This window comes from Kitasatospora sp. NPDC004723, from assembly GCF_040609255.1.
Taxonomy (GTDB): Bacteria; Actinomycetota; Actinomycetes; order Streptomycetales; family Streptomycetaceae; genus Kitasatospora.
Genome location: NZ_JBEXJT010000056.1, coordinates 1 through 15112, shown reverse-complemented (window position 1 = coordinate 15112; position 15112 = coordinate 1). Strand labels below are relative to the sequence as shown.

General features: G+C 73.9%; 14 protein-coding genes. 4 read left to right on the top strand and 10 right to left on the bottom strand.

All coding sequences use genetic code 11. The features are described from left to right. The first annotated feature begins 44 nt into the window (after window positions 1-44). Both ABZW10_RS34065 and ABZW10_RS34060 read left to right on the top strand, forming a co-directional pair. Window positions 45-206, top strand: a complete 162-nt coding sequence (locus ABZW10_RS34065; RefSeq protein ID WP_355374009.1) for a hypothetical protein — start codon at window positions 45-47, stop codon at window positions 204-206. Window positions 207-761: 555 nt separating this feature from the next. Next, the gene (locus ABZW10_RS34060; protein ID WP_355374006.1) at window positions 762-2402 is read left to right on the top strand and encodes an AMP-binding protein; all 1641 of its coding nucleotides are present in this window, start codon (window positions 762-764) and stop codon (window positions 2400-2402) included. Window positions 2403-2475: 73 nt separating this feature from the next. On the opposite strand, the gene ABZW10_RS34055 is transcribed toward ABZW10_RS34060, so the two are convergent. The 7 genes from ABZW10_RS34055 to ABZW10_RS34025 form a co-directional block, all read right to left on the bottom strand. Beyond that, entirely contained in the window at window positions 2476-2841 is a 366-nt protein-coding gene (locus ABZW10_RS34055; protein WP_355374003.1) for a TcmI family type II polyketide cyclase, read from the bottom strand. Between the two features lie 14 nt (window positions 2842-2855). Then, the gene (locus ABZW10_RS34050) at window positions 2856-3311 is read right to left on the bottom strand and encodes an SRPBCC family protein (protein WP_355374001.1); all 456 of its coding nucleotides are present in this window, start codon (window positions 3309-3311) and stop codon (window positions 2856-2858) included. Between the two features lies 1 nt (window position 3312). Then, window positions 3313-3576 (bottom strand): acyl carrier protein, encoded by a 264-nt coding sequence (locus ABZW10_RS34045; protein WP_355373998.1) that lies wholly within the window; start codon window positions 3574-3576, stop codon window positions 3313-3315. A gap of 69 nt (window positions 3577-3645) precedes the next feature. Further along, the gene (locus ABZW10_RS34040; RefSeq protein WP_355373995.1) at window positions 3646-4887 is read right to left on the bottom strand and encodes a beta-ketoacyl synthase N-terminal-like domain-containing protein; all 1242 of its coding nucleotides are present in this window, start codon (window positions 4885-4887) and stop codon (window positions 3646-3648) included. A 5-nt stretch (window positions 4888-4892) separates the two neighbouring features. Next, window positions 4893-6152: a beta-ketoacyl-[acyl-carrier-protein] synthase family protein gene (locus tag ABZW10_RS34035; protein ID WP_355373993.1), complete on the bottom strand. Its 1260-nt coding sequence runs from the start codon at window positions 6150-6152 to the stop codon at window positions 4893-4895. Beyond that, window positions 6149-6583: a cupin domain-containing protein gene (locus ABZW10_RS34030; protein ID WP_355373990.1), complete on the bottom strand. Its 435-nt coding sequence runs from the start codon at window positions 6581-6583 to the stop codon at window positions 6149-6151. The genes ABZW10_RS34035 and ABZW10_RS34030 overlap by 4 nt, the downstream gene beginning before the upstream one ends. A gap of 62 nt (window positions 6584-6645) precedes the next feature. Continuing rightward, on the bottom strand, window positions 6646-7812 hold the full coding sequence (locus ABZW10_RS34025) for a SchA/CurD-like domain-containing protein (RefSeq protein ID WP_355373988.1): 1167 nt from the start codon (window positions 7810-7812) through the stop codon (window positions 6646-6648). Between the two features lie 304 nt (window positions 7813-8116). Between ABZW10_RS34025 and ABZW10_RS34020 the strand changes: the two genes are divergently transcribed. Continuing rightward, complete coding sequence (locus tag ABZW10_RS34020) at window positions 8117-9742, top strand: FAD-dependent monooxygenase (RefSeq protein ID WP_355373985.1); 1626 nt, start codon at window positions 8117-8119, stop codon at window positions 9740-9742. A 61-nt stretch (window positions 9743-9803) separates the two neighbouring features. On the opposite strand, the gene ABZW10_RS34015 is transcribed toward ABZW10_RS34020, so the two are convergent. The 3 genes from ABZW10_RS34015 to ABZW10_RS34005 all read right to left on the bottom strand — a co-directional run bounded on the left by ABZW10_RS34015 (window position 9804) and on the right by ABZW10_RS34005 (window position 12426). Next, entirely contained in the window at window positions 9804-11468 is a 1665-nt protein-coding gene (locus ABZW10_RS34015; protein WP_355373982.1) for an APC family permease, read from the bottom strand. A 320-nt stretch (window positions 11469-11788) separates the two neighbouring features. Continuing rightward, on the bottom strand, window positions 11789-12100 hold the full coding sequence (locus tag ABZW10_RS34010; RefSeq protein WP_355373979.1) for a hypothetical protein: 312 nt from the start codon (window positions 12098-12100) through the stop codon (window positions 11789-11791). Continuing rightward, a complete protein-coding gene (locus tag ABZW10_RS34005) occupies window positions 12097-12426 on the bottom strand; it encodes an SAV_915 family protein (RefSeq protein ID WP_355373976.1) in 330 nt (109 codons plus the stop codon). Before ABZW10_RS34005 ends, ABZW10_RS34010 begins: the two co-directional genes overlap by 4 nt. Window positions 12427-12736: 310 nt before the next feature. Between ABZW10_RS34005 and ABZW10_RS34000 the strand changes: the two genes are divergently transcribed. Continuing rightward, window positions 12737-14959 (top strand): NADP-dependent isocitrate dehydrogenase, encoded by a 2223-nt coding sequence (locus ABZW10_RS34000; protein ID WP_355373973.1) that lies wholly within the window; start codon window positions 12737-12739, stop codon window positions 14957-14959. Window positions 14960-15112 lie beyond the last annotated feature (153 nt).

Below are 15112 nucleotides of genomic sequence, written 5' to 3'. Positions count from 1 at the left end.
ACGGAGAGCCGGGCGTTCCAGGGCAGTTGGCGGGCCGGGACGGCGTGGCGATCGTGCTGCGCTCCGGCACGCTGGTCGCGACCGTCACCACCGAGGGCGGCCCGGTGGACCTGGCCGGCACCCGTCGGCTCGCCGCGATGCTGGTCAAGCGCATCGAGCAGGCCCAGGCGGGCCGCACCCCGGACGCCGGGCTCGACCCGGCCTGACCCGCCGCCCCGGGCGGCCGACGGTGACGGAACGTCAAGAGCGCCGGCGTTCCGGCCAAGTTGAAGGAGACCGTCCGCCGCCGTGGCCGCCGCCGTCCGGACGGCGGGCGCGGCGTCGGCGGGCGGCGCCCGGGGGACGGTCCCCGCGTCACCGCTGGTCGTGCCCGCCCGCCCGGGCACCGGGCCGCAGCCGGCGACGCGGGCCGCCGGTGCGTCAGGGCCGCGGAGCCGGCGGCATCCGGCCGATCCGGGCGGGGGCCGGAATCCGGCCAGCCGGTTGCCCGGCGGTGAAGCGGTGACCGAGAGTCGTTCGATGAACGGCACACCTCTCCCGTCCCGTGTCGGGACCTCGCGGGACCGGGCGCCGGCGGAGGGCGGGCGCACGGTGCCGGCGGCCGGGTGCGCGGTCACCCGCCGGAGTGCCCCTACCGCCGCGTCCGGATGACAACCATCATCAAGGGGACCTCCGAGGCCCGGAAGGTGATCGTGGCCCGGGCCACGGGTCCGGGCCGGCCCCGTACCGACGACCCTCGACCGACGTCCGGAGGACCGACCATGACCAGCACCCCGGCCCGCCCCGTGCCCGGACTCCTGCCCGGCCTCTCCCTCGCCCACGGCCGCCCGCACCGCGACGGCGCCGTCCTCGACCTGTTCACCAGCTGGGCCCGCCGCACCCCGCACGCCCCCGCGCTGATCGACGGCGAGCTGACCCTCGGCTACGCCGAACTCGACCGCCTCGCCGACGAGGTCGCCGAGCAGCTGGCCGAGCGGGTGCGGCCCGGCGACCTGGTCGGCCTCTGCCTGGACCACTCCGCCGCCCTGGTCGCCGCCACCCTGGCCGTCGCCAGGATCGGCGCCGTCCACCTGCCGCTCGGCCCGCGCCCCGGCGAGCGCCGGCTGCGGGCCGTCGCCGAGCGGCTGCGCCCCGCCTGCCTGATCGGCGACCCGGCGCTGCTGCCGCCCGCCCACCGGGACGGCCGGCACCGCCCGCTCGCCGCCCCCGGCCCGCCCGGAACCGTGGCCGCCTTCGCCGCCCCCGCGACCGGCGGAGCACCCGCCGTCCGCGCCCCCAAGGGCGCCCAGTACACCGTGCTCACCTCCGGCTCCACCGGCCTGCCCAAGGCCGTCGCCGTCGGCCAGACCGCCTTCGGCGCCCTGCTCACCTGGTACCGCGAGCTGACCGGCCTCGGCCCCGGCGACCGGCACAGCCTGCTCGTCGGCGTCGCCTTCGACCCGCACCCGATGGAGCTGTGGGCCGCCCTCGGCTCCGGCGCGGCGCTCTGCATCGCCCCCGGGGCCGTCCGCCGGGACCCGGCCGCGCTCACCGGCTGGTGGCGCACCGCCGGCGTCACCGTCGGCGTGCTGCCCACCCCGCTCGCCGAACCCGTCCTCGACCGCCCCTGGCCCGGCGACCTGCCGCTGCGCCATCTGATGATCGGCGGGGACCGGCTGCGCCGGGGCCCCGGCGCGGACGTCACCGCGACCGTGCACAACGCCTACGGCCCGGCCGAGGCCACCGTCGTCACCACCGTGCACACCATGGCCCCGGGCGTCGACCACGGCGCCGGCGCGCCGCCGATCGGGCGTCCGATCCCGGGCGCGATCGTCCTGGTCACCGACGAGAACGGCCGCCCGCTGCCGCACGGCGAGGCCGGCGAACTGCGGATCGGCGGACAGGGCTTGGCCATCGGCTACCTCGACGCCGAGGCGACCGCCGAGCGCTTCGTCTCCGCGCCCGACGAGGTCGACGGCACCGACCGGGTCTACCGCACCGGCGACCGGGTGCTGATGCGCCCGGACGGGGTGCTGGAGTTCCTCGGGCGGCTGGACGACCAGGTCAAGGTCGGCGGTGTGCGGATCGAGCCGGCCGAGGTCGAGGCCGCCCTCGAGCGCGACCCCCGGGTGCGGCGCGCCGTCGTCGTCGCCCGCCCGGCCCAGGCCGGGGGCGGCGCCCAACTGCTCGCCTTCGTCCAGCCGACGGCCGCCTCCGACGAGCCGGTGGACGGTGCCGTGCTGCTGGCCGCCGTGCGGCCCTGGCTGCCCGAGCAGGCCGTGCCGAGCGTCCTGCGGCCGGTCGAGGCCTTCCCCTTGGACGCCAACGGCAAGATCGACCGGGCCGCGCTGCTCAAGGCCGAGGAGGCCGCCACCCCGCAGGACGGCCGGGGCGACGGGCGCCGTCCGGGCGCCGCCGGCTGAGCGCGTGCCGACACGGCGGACACCCCGTGGGCCTTCCGGTCCCGGGGTGTCCGCCGTGGCGGCGGCGGCGCGCTCAGCCCTGCCGCTCCCAGCGGTAGAACTCGCGCGCCATCGCGTCCTTCGGTCCCCGCCAGGTGGCCGGGTCGTACGCCTGGACGTACGCGGTGAGCGCGTCGCTGATCGCCCGGAACTCGGGGTGGCCGGTCACCTGGGCGACGGCCGGGCCCGGCGGGCGGTCCGCCTCGATCAGGTGCAGGTAGACGTCGCCGAACTGGAACAGGCTGCGCCCCGTCACCCCGATCAGGTGCGGGAGTTCGCCCCGGTTGTCGGACTCGGCGAAGACCTCGGCGATGCCGGCGGCCGCGTCGGGCTTCATCCGGGCGACGATCAGGGCGCGGTGGGTGTGCGCGGTCCCGGGCACGCTCCCGGGGGTGGTCACGGGGGACACCATGCTCAGACCTCCGCCGCCTTCTTCTCGACCTTCTCGCGGATCAGCTGCAGCTGGATCCGGGAGTTGCGGTTGATGTGGTTGACCATGCCGTCGTCGTCGACCGGCGCGGTGGGCTTCATCGCGAAGTCCTGCACCCAGCGCATCCGGGTGCCGGCCGGCACCTCGGCGTACTCCCAGCGGATGTCCATGAACTCGAACGGGCCGGGCTCGACCCGCCGGGCGCTGACCGCCAGCTCGGAGCGGTCGGTGGTGCGCTCGGAGACCCAGCTCCACACCTTGCCGTCCTCGTCGGGGTGCATGGTCAGCCGGAACCGCACCCGGTCGCCCTCGCGCTCCAGGACCTCGACGGAGGCGTACTCGCTGAACAGCTGCGGCCAGTTCTCCAGGTCGTTGGTGATCTCCCAGACCAGGTCGAGCGGGGCCGCGATGACGATCTCGTTGTCGGTGTGTCCGGGCATCTCAGGCACCCGCCTTCGCGGTGGCGACCGCGGAGTTGACCAGCTCCAGGAACTCGGCCGGGGTCTTGGCCGCCTCCGCGCCGTTGGTGACCTTCACGCCGTGCCGGTTCTCCAGCTCGCCGACCACGCCGAGCAGGCCGAGGGAGTCCACGCCGAACTCGTCGAAGGCGGCGCCGGGGCGCTCCAGCGCGGCCGGGTCGATGACGACGCCGGCCCGGGCCTGGATGAGCGCCGCGAGTTCGGGATAACTGAGGGTGTTGCTCACGGGGTTTCCCTTCGTAACGAGCGAGTGGTGAGCGAGTGGTGAGGGGTGGAGCAGGACGGCGCGGAGAGCTCAGGACGGCTCGCCGCGCCGGAGCACCAGCGCCGCGTTGGAGCCCATCAGCCCGCGGCTGAGCACCAGCGCGGTGCGCAGTTCGGCCGGGCGGGCACGGCCGGTCACCAGGGCGAGGTCGTGGGCGACCTCGGTGACGTTGGGGGTGGGCGGCAGCACGCCGTCCTCCATGGCGAGCACGGCGGCGGCGGTGTCCAGCGCGGGCGCGCCGCAGTAGGCCCGCCCGGTACCGGACTTGGGGGCGGTGACCGGGACCCGCTCGGCGTAGGGGCCGAGCGCGTCGGCCAGCGCGAGCGCCTCGGCGCGGTCGGCGGCCGGGACGCCGAGGGCGTCGGCGAAGACCACGTCGATCTCCTCCGCCGCGATCCTGGCCCGGTCCAGGGCGATCCGGATCGCCGCGGCCAGGCCCTCCCGGGACTCCGCCCAGCGGGAGGCGCCGGTGAAGGTCGCACCGTGGCCGGCGATGTGCGCCCGGACGGCGGCCCCGCGCCGGCGGGCGGTCGCCTCGTCCTCCAGCAGCAGCATCGCGCCGCCCTCGGCGGGGGCGAAGCCGGCCGCGTCGGGGGAGAACGGAAGGTAGGCCCGGTCCGGCCGGTCGGCGAGGCTCAGCTCGGGGTAGCCGAGCTGGCAGACCATCGAGTAGGGCGCGAGCGGGGCCTCGGCGGCGCCGACCACCACCGCGTCGGTGCCCTGCTCGACGGCCCGGGCGGCGTGCGCGACGGCGTCCAGGCCGCCGGCCTCGTCGCTGGCCACCACCGCGCACGGGCCCTTGTAGCCGCCGCGGATGGAGATCTGGCCGGTGCTGGCCGCGTAGAACCACGCGATGGACTGGTAGGGGCCGACGAACTGCGGGCCCTTGCCCCACAGTTGCTGGAGCTCGCCCTGGCCGAACTCGCCGCCTCCGGAGCCGGCCGCGGTCACCACGCCGACCGCGTAGGGCTGTTCGGGGTCGGCGGTGAATCCGGCGTCCGCCACCGCCTGGTCGGCGGCGGCCATCGCGTAGTGCGTGAACCGGTCGGTCTGCACCAGGTAGCGGTTGTCGACGACGGCCCGCGGGTCGAAGTCCCGCACCTGGCCCGCGATGCGCAGCGGGAGGTCGGCGCAGCCCTCGCGGGATATCCGGTCCAGGACGCTCACGCCCTGCCGGGTGGCCTTCCAGAAGGCGTCGGCCCCGACCCCGTTGGGCGCCACCACGCCCAGGCCGGTGATCACCGCCCGGCGCTCCTGTTGACGTGACGTCATGGATCTCACCCCGTTCTCGTGAGCACGACGGCGGACTGGAATCCGCCGAATCCGCTGCCGACCGACAGGATGTTGCGCAGCGGCAGCTCCCGGGCGGCGCGCGGCACGTAGTCGAGGTCGCACTCCGGGTCGGGCGTCTCGTAGTTGGCGGTCGGCGGCACCACACCGCGGTCCAGCGCGAGGGTGCAGGCGACCACCTCGATGGCGCCGATCGCGCCGAGCGAGTGCCCGACCATCGACTTGATCGAGCTCATCGGCGTCCGGTAGGCGTGCTGGCCGAGCGAGCGCTTGACGGCCGCCGTCTCGTGCCGGTCGTTCTGCTTGGTGCCCGAGCCGTGCGCGTTGACGTAGTCGACGTCGGTGCGGTCGGTCCGGGCGTGGTCGAGCGCGTGGTCGATCGCCCGCGACATCTCCAGCCCCTCCTGGGTGAGGCCGGTCATGTGGTAGGCGTTGCCGAAGGTCGCGAACCCGCCGATCTCGCCGTAGATCCGCGCGCCGCGCCGGCGGGCGTGCTCCAGCTCCTCCAGGACCAGGACGGCGCCGCCCTCGCCGAGCACGAAGCCGTCCCGGTGGGCGTCGAACGGGCGGGAGGCGTGCGCCGGGTCGTCGTTGCGTTCGCTGGTCGCCTTGATGGCGTCGAAGCAGGCGACGGTGATCGGCGAGATCGGCGAGTCGGAGGCTCCGGCGACGCAGATGTCGGCGCGCCCGTCCTCGACCGCCTGGAAGCCGTACCCGATGGCGTCCAGGCCGGAGGTGCAGCCGGTGGAGACGGTCTGCACCGGGCCGTGCGCGCCGGTCCGTTCGGCGACCGCCGAGGCGAGCGTGCTGGGCGCGAACGCCCGGTGCAGCTGCGGCTCGGCGAGCCGGTGGTCGACGTCCCAGCGGGCGCCGCCGGCGCTGACCAGGGCGTAGTCGTGCTCCAGCCGGGTGGTGCCGCCGACGGCGGTGCCCAGCGAGACGGCGATCCGCCACGGGTCCTCGGCGGCCAGGTCGAGTCCGGCGTCGGCGATCGCCTCGTCGGCCGCGACCATCGCGAACTGCACGTAGCGGTCGGCCCGTCGGACGTCGTCCGGGCCGAGCCCGTGGGCCGCGGGGTCGAAGTCGCACTCGGCGGCGATCCGGGAGCGGAATCCGGCGGGGTCGAAGAGCGTGATGCCCCGGGTCGCCGTCCGCCCGGCGGTGAGGAGGTCCCAGAACGCCGGGACCCCGACCCCTCCGGGCGCGACCACGCCGATTCCGGTGACGGCGACCCGACGGCGGCTCACGAGCTCACCTTGGCGTGTTCCGGCGGGCCTGAGTTGACCACCGGCCCGGTCTCCTCGGTGTCGACGTGGCCGAGTTCGGGGCGCGGCGCCAGCGGGCCGAGGTGGAAGACCATCTTGGCCACGGTGTCGCCGACGTTGCGGAACCGGTGGCGCATGTCGATCGGGATCATCAGGCCCTGCTCGGGCTTGAGCACGCGGGTCTCGCCGTCCAGGTCCACCTCCAGGTCGCCGGTGACGACGAACACGAACTCCTCGGAGTACGGGTGGTAGTGCTCGCCGATCCGCTCGCCGGGCTGCACGATGGCCAGGCCCATGAACCCGCTGGTGGCGCCGCAGGTGGTCGGGGTGAGCATGGCGCGCAGGTCGCCGCCGCGCCGGCGGTTCTCCGGCGCCTCGGAGACGTTCACGATCCGTGGGTACTGCGTGGACATGGTTTCTTCCTTCTTGCCGAGTCTTGCCGGGGCTTGCCGGAACTTGCCGGGGACGGTGGTGGTCAGGAGTCCTGGGACGTCCGGTCGGTGACCGGGTTCATGCTGCGGGCGGCGAGGAAGGCGCGCAGTCCCGCCTCGGTCCGCAGGTCCCCCTCCGGGCCGAGGTCGAGCAGCCGGCCCAGCACGGTGGCCTCGCGCTCGCCGGCCACGCCGAGCGCCGCCGCCGGGTCCGCCTCCGGCGGCAGCCGCAGGTCCACCAGCCGCACCACGACGTCCCCGCGGTGGAAGACGGTGCTCGCGGCGACCGGGCCGGTCGGGTCGGCGGTGGCGAGGTCGTCGTACTCGGCCAGCACGTCGGTGACCGCCTTCCCCTTGCCGGGCTTCACCGGGTACAGCACGGCGTGCCGGTGCAGCCGCCCGGAGGCGGGGGAGCCGGCGACGGCCTGGTTGGCGGCCGGCAGCGCGGCCCGGGCGAAGAAGGCGCGCGCCGCCTGCGGGTCGCCCAGCTGGCGGGCCTCCTCCAGGTGCGGATTGATCGCCTCCTCGACGGCCCGCACCTCCGGCTGCATGGCGACGTGCCGCAGCGCCTCGCCCAGGCTGCCGATCACCTCGACCGCGCGGACCACCCGGTTGCCGTGCATGAACAGCGAGGTGCGGCGCAGCCGGGTGGTCTCGTCCACCTCCGCGCGCGGGGAGGCGTAGCCGGACAGGATCCGGGCCACCTCCGGCTCGCTGCCGGGCTTGACGGTGAAGGTGAGCGCGTGGCGCACGACGCCGTCCGGGCCCGGGTCGGCCTTGGGCGGCCCGGCCTGCCCGGCGGGCGCGGAACGCGGCAGGTCGGCCGGCACCTCCCGCGGGGGCCGGCTGCCGGTGGCGCCGGCGGCGGAGGTCTCCCGGAGGATCGCGTAGCGCAGGGAGCGGAAGGTGTCGCTGACGCAGCCGTGCATCGGCTTGACCATCTCCCGGTGGGCGGGGCTGTCCACCCACTGCAGGAAGGTCTCCTGGTCCTCCCACTCACTGGTGATGAGCCACTGGCGGGGGTCGTTGATCGACTGGCAGAGCTGGTCGCTGACGTGGCCGGGCACGGTCGCGACCTGGTGGCGCAGCTGCTCGTACACGTCCATGAAGCGCTGCTGGGCGCCGTCCTGGATCTCCAGCATCAGCACCACCCGCAGGCGCGTCTCGGAGGGGGAGTGCTGCCGGGCGGGCGGTTCGGACAGAGTCGTCATGATCCACTTTCTGCTTCTGGGCCGCGCGCGTCGGGGGCCGCGTGCGGCGGCGCCGGTGCCGGAGGAGGCCGGGCGGCCCCCGGCGGGAGGGGTGCGGCGGTGGCCGTCGGCCACCAGGCCTGAGGTCGATCGTGCGCGGCGCTTCCGGGCGGCGCGAGATATGCGGGCCATCCGGGCGAAGAGACGGCACAACGCGCCCGGCGCGGGGGACGGTAGGAGCGGGCCACCGCGTCCGCGGGCCCGCGAGAGGGCCCCGCCGAGCCTCGCACCAGGCCCCGAACTCCCGTACAGGCTGGAGCAATTGATGAATCCGAAGGTGGACGACCGGGTGCCGGTCCTGATCGTCGGCGGCTCGCTGGTCGGGCTGTCGGCCTCGCTCTTCCTGGGCCGACTGGGTGTCAGGCACCTGCTCGTCGAGAAGCACGCCGACACCTCGCATCACCCGCGTGGCCGAGGCAACAACGTGCGGACGATGGAGCTGTACCGGGTGGCCGGGATCGAGGCGGCGATCCGCGAGGCGGCGTCCGTCCTGGCCCCGAACCACGGCATCCTGCAGGCCCCCTCGCTGACCGGCGAGGAACAGGAGTGGCTGTTCCGGGAGATCGACCCGGGCGGGCGGCTGGCCCGCTTCAGCCCCAGCTCGTGGTGCCTGTGCAGCCAGAACGACCTGGAACCGGTGCTGCGCCGGACCGCCCGCGAGCTGGGCGCGGAGATCCGCTTCGGCACCGAGCTGGTCTCCTTCGAGCAGGACGCCGACGGCGTCACCGCGCTGCTGCGCAGCCGGGAGACCGGCGAGGAGCGGGTCGTCCGCGCGCAGTACCTGGTCGCGGCGGACGGCCCGCGCAGCCCGGCCCGCGACCGGCTGGGCATCGGCCGGAGCGGCAAGGGCGAGCTGTTCCACAACGTCAGCATCACCTTCCGGGCCAAGCGGCTGGCCGAGGCCGTCGGCGACCGCCACTTCATCGCCTGCTACCTCACCAACCCGGAGGCCGACGGCGCCCTGCTGCCGGTCGACAACCGGGAGGAGTGGGTCTTCCACGCGCCCTGGCACCCGGAGCAGGGCGAGCCGCTGGAGGCGTTCACCGACGAGCGCTGCGCCCGGCACATCCGGGCCGCCGTCGGGATGCCCGAGCTCGACGTCGAGGTGACCGGCAAGGCCCCGTGGCACGCCGCCGAGCGGGTCGCCGAGCGCTACTCGGGCGGGCGGGTGTTCCTGGCCGGGGACTCCGCGCACGAGATGTCGCCGACCGGCGCGTTCGGCTCCAACACCGGCATCCAGGACGCGCACAACCTGGCCTGGAAGCTCGCCGCGGTGCTCTGCGGCTGGGCCGGTCCGGGCCTGCTGGAGACCTACGGGCGCGAGCGCCGGCCGGTGGCGCAGGTGACGAGCGAGCGCGCCTCGGCCCGCTCCGCCGAGCACAGCCACCCCGGGTACGCCGTCGTCCCGGGCGTCGGCCGGCAGGCCGGGGTGCTGGCGGTGGCGCTCGGCTACCGCTACCGGGAGGGTGCGGTGCTCGGCGCCGACCCTTCCGGCCCGGTGGTGCCGGAGTCCTTCGAGTCCGCGGGCGAGCCGGGCAGCCGGGCGCCGCACCAGTGGCTGCTGCGGGCGGGCGTGCGGCTGTCCACCCTCGACCTGTACGAGCAGGCGATGGTGCTGCTGACCGGCTCGGCGGGCACCGCCTGGCAGGACGCCGCCCGCCGGGCGGCGGACCGGTTGGCCGTCCCGCTGGACGCCTACCGGATCGGCGGCGGCGCGGACGACGACCTGGCCCCCGAGCCGGGCGCCGACTTCGCCGCCCTGCACGGCATCCGCCCCGACGGCGCCCTGCTGGTGCGCCCCGACGGCTTCGTCGCCTGGCGCTCCGAGCACCCGGCCGACGACCCGGAGGCCGCCGTCGAGCACGCGCTGCGCACGGTGCTGTCGCTGTAGTGGAGGCATGAGGAAGGGCCCGCCGGTGCACGGCGGGCCCTTCCTCATGCCTGTCGCGGGGTCAGTGGCCGCCCTCGTCGACCACCTCGACGTCCTCGATGTTCCGCTCGATGATGTCGGCCGGCAGCGCGACCCGGATCGCCCAGTAGTAGATGGCCAGGGAGAAGACGGCGACCGCCGCAATGTCCCACCACATCGGGATCCGGCCGGTGCCGTCGCCGAATCCGCCCTGCCAGGAGATCAGGCCGAGGCCCAGCAGGTAGGCCGGCAGCCACTGGGCGGCCCGCCAGTCCATGTGCGGGGCGTTCGGCAGGCCCTTGCGGATGGCGTAGGTGGCGTAGCTGCCGAGCAGCAGGTAGCCGATGACGATGGCGATGCCCAGGCGGGACAGGGTGTGCCAGCCGGACCAGTAGATGATGAGGCTGGAGACGATGAAGGAGGCCGGGGCGATGGCCGCGCCGCCGGGCAGGCGGTAGGAGCGCTCGCGCTCCGGCAGCCGGCGGCGCAGGGCGCCGAAGGCGAGCGGGGCGCCGGCGTACATCAGCACGCTGGCCGAGGTGATGAAGCCGACCAGCTCCTGCCAGCTCGGGAAGGGCATGAAGCAGATGACGCCGGTGACGAAGGACATGATGAGGCCGAACCACGGCGCGCCGCGCTTGTCGACCCGCTCGAAGAGCTGCGGCGCGTAGCCGTTCTTGCTGAGGCCGTACGCGATGCGCGAGGTGGAGGTGGTGTAGATGAGGCCGGTGCCGCCGGGGGAGACGATGGCGTCGAAGTACAGCACCCAGGCCAGCCAGCCCAGGCCGACCACGGTGGCGAGGCCGGCGAACGGGCCGTCGATGCCGGGGAAGTCGAGCTTGTCCCAGCCGTTGGCGAAGGAGGCGGCGGGCAGCGCGGCGATGAAGACGACCTGCAGCAGCACGTAGATCGCGGTGCCGATGGCGACCGAGCCGAGCACGGCGCGGGGGATGTCGCGCTTGGGGTTCCGGCTCTCGCCGGCCAGCTGGATCGCCTGCTCGAAGCCGAGCAGGGCGAAGATGATGCCGCTGGCGCTGACCGCGGTCAGCACGCCCTTGATGCCGAACGGGGCGAAGCCGTGCGAGCTGAAGTTGGAGCCGTGGAAGTTGGTCACGGACAGCACGAAGATCGCGAACAGCGGGACGAAGATCTTCAGCCAGGTGGCGGCGCTGTTGGTGCGGGCGAGCACCCGGACGCCGAGGAAGTTGACCGCGACGAACAGGCCCATCAGCAGGACGGCGACCACCATGCCGCTCGGGGTGAGGGTGCCGTTGGCGTTGAGGAAGCCCTGCGCGAACTCCCAGTGCCCGGCGTAGCCGATCATCGCCTCGACCTCGATGGGCGCGACGGTGGCGGCCTGCAGCCAGGAGAACCAGCCGAAGGACATGCCGGCCAGCCCGCCGAAGGCGTAGTGCGGGTAGCGGGCGGTGCCGCCGGCGACCGGGAACATGCCGCCGAGCTCGGCGTGCACGAAGGCGAGCAGGACGATGGCGACCGCGCCGATGCCCCAGGAGACGAGCGCCGCCGGTCCGGCGACGACGACGGCGTTCTTGGCGCCGTAGAGCCAGCCCGAGCCGATGATCGAACCGACCGAGGCCCACATGAGGCCGATGAGGCCGACTTCGCGGCGGAGCGACCGGTGGGTGGTGGTTCCGGTGCCGGAACCGGTGCCCGTGCCGGGCGGGGTGAGCTGGTTGAGGGAGGCCATGCGCAATCTCTCTGTGCTGTGGGGGCTCCGGTCGTGCGGAGCGCGGAGAGTTGCCACACGGTAGGCGTATGCAGGGACATCTGCACAGATTTCATTACTGAATGTTTACCTACTTCGCAGGATATTTCCGCAGGTAGGCGGCCATCTGGCCATGCGCCCGTTACGTGACTCATGAGTAGTTCCGGTATTTGAGCCCGATTTGAGCATGGGTTTGCACTTGTGCAGGATGGACGGGGGATCCGGGCATGGAAATGGGACTGTTCGTATAGAGATGCAGTCGTCCTCGGGATGCTTCCGTGCGCCGGCCCGCCCCCCCGGTGTCAGGGCACCGGGCGCAGGGCCGGCCGGGCGGGGACCAGGGCGCGCAGGACCAGGTCGACGTGGACGTGGGCGGCGCCGGCGCGGAGCAGGGCGGCGGAGACGGCCCGTAACTCCTCCGGGCCGGTGCAGGCGAGCCGCAGCTCGAGGTCGGCGCCGCCGGCCAGGGCCAGCCCGCTCTGCACCGCCGGGATCTCGGCGGCCAGCCGCTCGAAGTCGAGCGGCACCGGACCGTAGCTCACCCGGGCCAGCGCCTGCAGCGGGCGGGCCGGCTCGGGCTGCGGCGCGTCCGGGACCAGGTGGAGTGCGCTCACCGGCGCTGGAGGCGGGCGCCGGAGCGGGCGGCGGGGTGCCCGGTGGCCGGGCGGGCGGCGTCGGGGCCGGCCGGGCCGTTCACCGGTGGGGCGACCAGGCGCGGATCCAGCACCAGTTCGTCGATGCCGAGCGGCGCGGTGAGCGCGCGCAGTGCGGGTTCGCCGAGTTCGACGGCGGCCTGCTCCGGGCCGAGCAGTTCGGCGAGCGCCTCCGCCGAGCCGAAGCCGACGGCGCAGCGGCGGCCGTCGCGCAGACGGAAGAGGCGGAGGGAGGTGGTGCGTCCGGTGACGGTGACCGGGACGTGCCAGACGACGACGCGGGCCATGCGGGTGCTCCCGAGTGGTGGAGTGGGGCCTGCCGGAACTGCTCGGTACTGCTCCACACGACGCTAGGGCGGGCCCGGGCGCACGGAGAACCGTCCTGACGCAGCGTTGACCGAATGCCGCACGGTGTTGACGGAGTCCTGACGGTGGGGTGCACCGCTCACCGGACGGCGCCCGGCGGCCCGCTCCGGTTGCCCCGCGTCCGCGCCGGGACGACGGTGGAGCTGATCCGTGTCCGGGGGGAGGTGGAGCGGAGGGGCGGTCACGAGATATCTTGACGTCAAGACGTTGGAGACGTGAAGCGGAGTACCGATGACTGACTCGACCATCATCTATACGCACACCGACGAGGCGCCGGCCCTGGCCACCTACTCGTTCCTGCCCGTGGTCCAGGCGTATGCCTCGACGGCCGGCGTGAAGGTGGAGACTCGCGACATCTCCCTCGCCGGGCGGATCATCGCGAGCTTCCCGGAGCGTCTGACCGAGGAGCAGCGGATCGGCGACGCCCTCGCCGAGCTGGGTGCGCTCGCCAAGACCCCGGGTGCCAACATCATCAAGCTGCCGAACATCTCGGCCTCGATCCCCCAGCTCAAGGCGGCCATCGCCGAGCTGCAGGCGCAGGGCTACGCGCTGCCGGACTACCCGGACGACCCGCAGACCGACGAGGACAAGGACGTCCGCGCCCGTTACGACAAGGTCAAGGGCAGCGCCGTCAACCCGGTCCTGCGCGAGGGCAACTCGGACCGCCGCGCCCCCGCGTCGGTCAAGAACTACGCCAAGACCCACCCGCACCGCATGGGTGCCTGGTCGGCCGACTCCAGGACCAATGTCGCCACCATGGGCGAGAACGACTTCCGCTCCACCGAGAAGTCGGCCGTCATCGCCGCGGACGGCGCGCTGCGCATCGAGCTGGTCGCCGCGGACGGCGCCACCACCGTGCTGCGCGAGTCCGTCCCGGTGCTGGCCGGCGAGGTCGTGGACGCCTCGGTCATGCGCGCCGCCGAGCTGAACGAGTTCCTGGCCGCGCAGGTCGCCCGGGCCAAGGCCGAGGGCGTGCTGTTCTCGGTCCACCTGAAGGCCACCATGATGAAGGTCTCCGACCCGATCATCTTCGGCCACGTGGTCCGCGCCTTCTTCCCGCAGACCTTCGCCAAGTACGGCGAGGTGCTCGTCGCCGCGGGCCTGAACCCGAACAACGGCCTTGGCGGCATCCTGGCCGGCCTGGAGAACGTCCCGCACCTGGGCGCCGAGATCAAGGCCTCGTTCGAGGCCGAGCTGGCCGAGGGCCCGGCCCTGGCCATGGTCGACTCGGACAAGGGCATCACCAACCTGCACGTGCCGAGCGACGTCATCGTCGACGCCTCGATGCCGGCCATGATCCGCACCTCCGGCCACATGTGGGGCCCGGACGGCCAGGAGGCCGACACCCTCGCCGTGCTGCCGGACAGCAGCTACGCGGGCGTCTACCAGGCCGTCATCGACGACTGCCGCGCCCACGGCGCCCTGGACCCGGCCACCATCGGCTCGGTCCCGAACGTCGGCCTGATGGCCCAGGCCGCCGAGGAGTACGGCAGCCACGACAAGACCTTCGAGATCGCCGCGGCCGGCACCGTCCGCCTGGTCGACACCGAGGGCAACGTCGTCCTGGAGCAGGCCGTGCAGCCGGGCGACATCTTCCGCTCCTGCCAGACCAAGGACCTGCCGATCCGCGACTGGGTGAAGCTGGCCGTCACCCGCGCCCGCGTCTCCGGCACCCCGGCCGTCTTCTGGCTGGACGAGACCCGCGCCCACGACGCCGTGCTGATCGAGAAGGTGAAGACCTACCTCGCGGAGCACGACACCGACGGCCTGCAGATCGAGATCAAGTCCCCGGTCGAGGCCACCACGTTCTCGCTGGAGCGCATCCGCCGCGGCGAGGACACCATCTCGGTCACCGGCAACGTGCTGCGCGACTACCTGACCGACCTGTTCCCGATCCTGGAGCTGGGCACCAGCGCCAAGATGCTGTCGGTCGTCCCGCTGATCAACGGCGGCGGCCTGTTCGAGACCGGCGCCGGCGGCTCCGCCCCGAAGCACGTCCAGCAGCTGGTCAAGGAGAACTACCTGCGCTGGGACAGCCTGGGCGAGTTCTTCGCGCTGGCCGCCAGCTTCGAGCACCTGGCCCGCACCACCGAGAACGCCCGCGCCCAGGTGCTGGCCGACACGCTGGACCGCGCCACCGGCACCTTCCTCAACGAGGACAAGTCGCCGAGCCGCCGCCTCGGCGGCATCGACAACCGCGGCAGCCACTTCTACCTGGCCATGTACTGGGCCCAGGAGCTGGCCGGCCAGACCGAGGACGCCGCGCTCGCCCAGGCCTTCGAAGGCCTGGCCAAGACGCTCACCGAGCAGGAGCAGGCGATCGTCGAGGAGCTCATCGCGGTGCAGGGCTCCCCGGTCGACCTGGGCGGTTACTACCAGCCGGACCCGGCCAAGGCCGCGGCCGTGATGCGCCCGTCGAAGACCCTCAACGAGGCGCTCGCCAACCTCGGCTGAGCCCGGGGGCACAGGGGTTGAACCCGGGAGGCCCCGGAGGTCCGACAGCGGACCTCCGGGGGGCGCCCCCGGTTTCCACGCCGGGGCCCGGGGGCCCCGGCCCCCCCACCGGACGGGGAAACCACCCCAAAAGGAGAGGCGGGGGGGGGGGAA

What these genes read in the sequence shown, in the direction of transcription:
- ABZW10_RS34060 (WP_355374006.1), top strand. Translation starts at nt 762, where the DNA reads ATGACCAGCACCCCGGCCCGCCCCGTGCCCGGACTCCTGCCCGGCCTC.
- ABZW10_RS34050 (WP_355374001.1), bottom strand. Translation starts at nt 3,311, where the DNA reads ATGCCCGGACACACCGACAACGAGATCGTCATCGCGGCCCCGCTCGAC.
- ABZW10_RS34040 (WP_355373995.1), bottom strand. Translation starts at nt 4,887, where the DNA reads ATGACGTCACGTCAACAGGAGCGCCGGGCGGTGATCACCGGCCTGGGC.
- ABZW10_RS34030 (WP_355373990.1), bottom strand. Translation starts at nt 6,583, where the DNA reads ATGTCCACGCAGTACCCACGGATCGTGAACGTCTCCGAGGCGCCGGAG.
- ABZW10_RS34025 (WP_355373988.1), bottom strand. Translation starts at nt 7,812, where the DNA reads ATGACGACTCTGTCCGAACCGCCCGCCCGGCAGCACTCCCCCTCCGAG.
- ABZW10_RS34020 (WP_355373985.1), top strand. Translation starts at nt 8,117, where the DNA reads ATGAATCCGAAGGTGGACGACCGGGTGCCGGTCCTGATCGTCGGCGGC.
- ABZW10_RS34015 (WP_355373982.1), bottom strand. Translation starts at nt 11,468, where the DNA reads ATGGCCTCCCTCAACCAGCTCACCCCGCCCGGCACGGGCACCGGTTCC.
- ABZW10_RS34005 (WP_355373976.1), bottom strand. Translation starts at nt 12,426, where the DNA reads ATGGCCCGCGTCGTCGTCTGGCACGTCCCGGTCACCGTCACCGGACGC.
- ABZW10_RS34000 (WP_355373973.1), top strand. Translation starts at nt 12,737, where the DNA reads ATGACTGACTCGACCATCATCTATACGCACACCGACGAGGCGCCGGCC.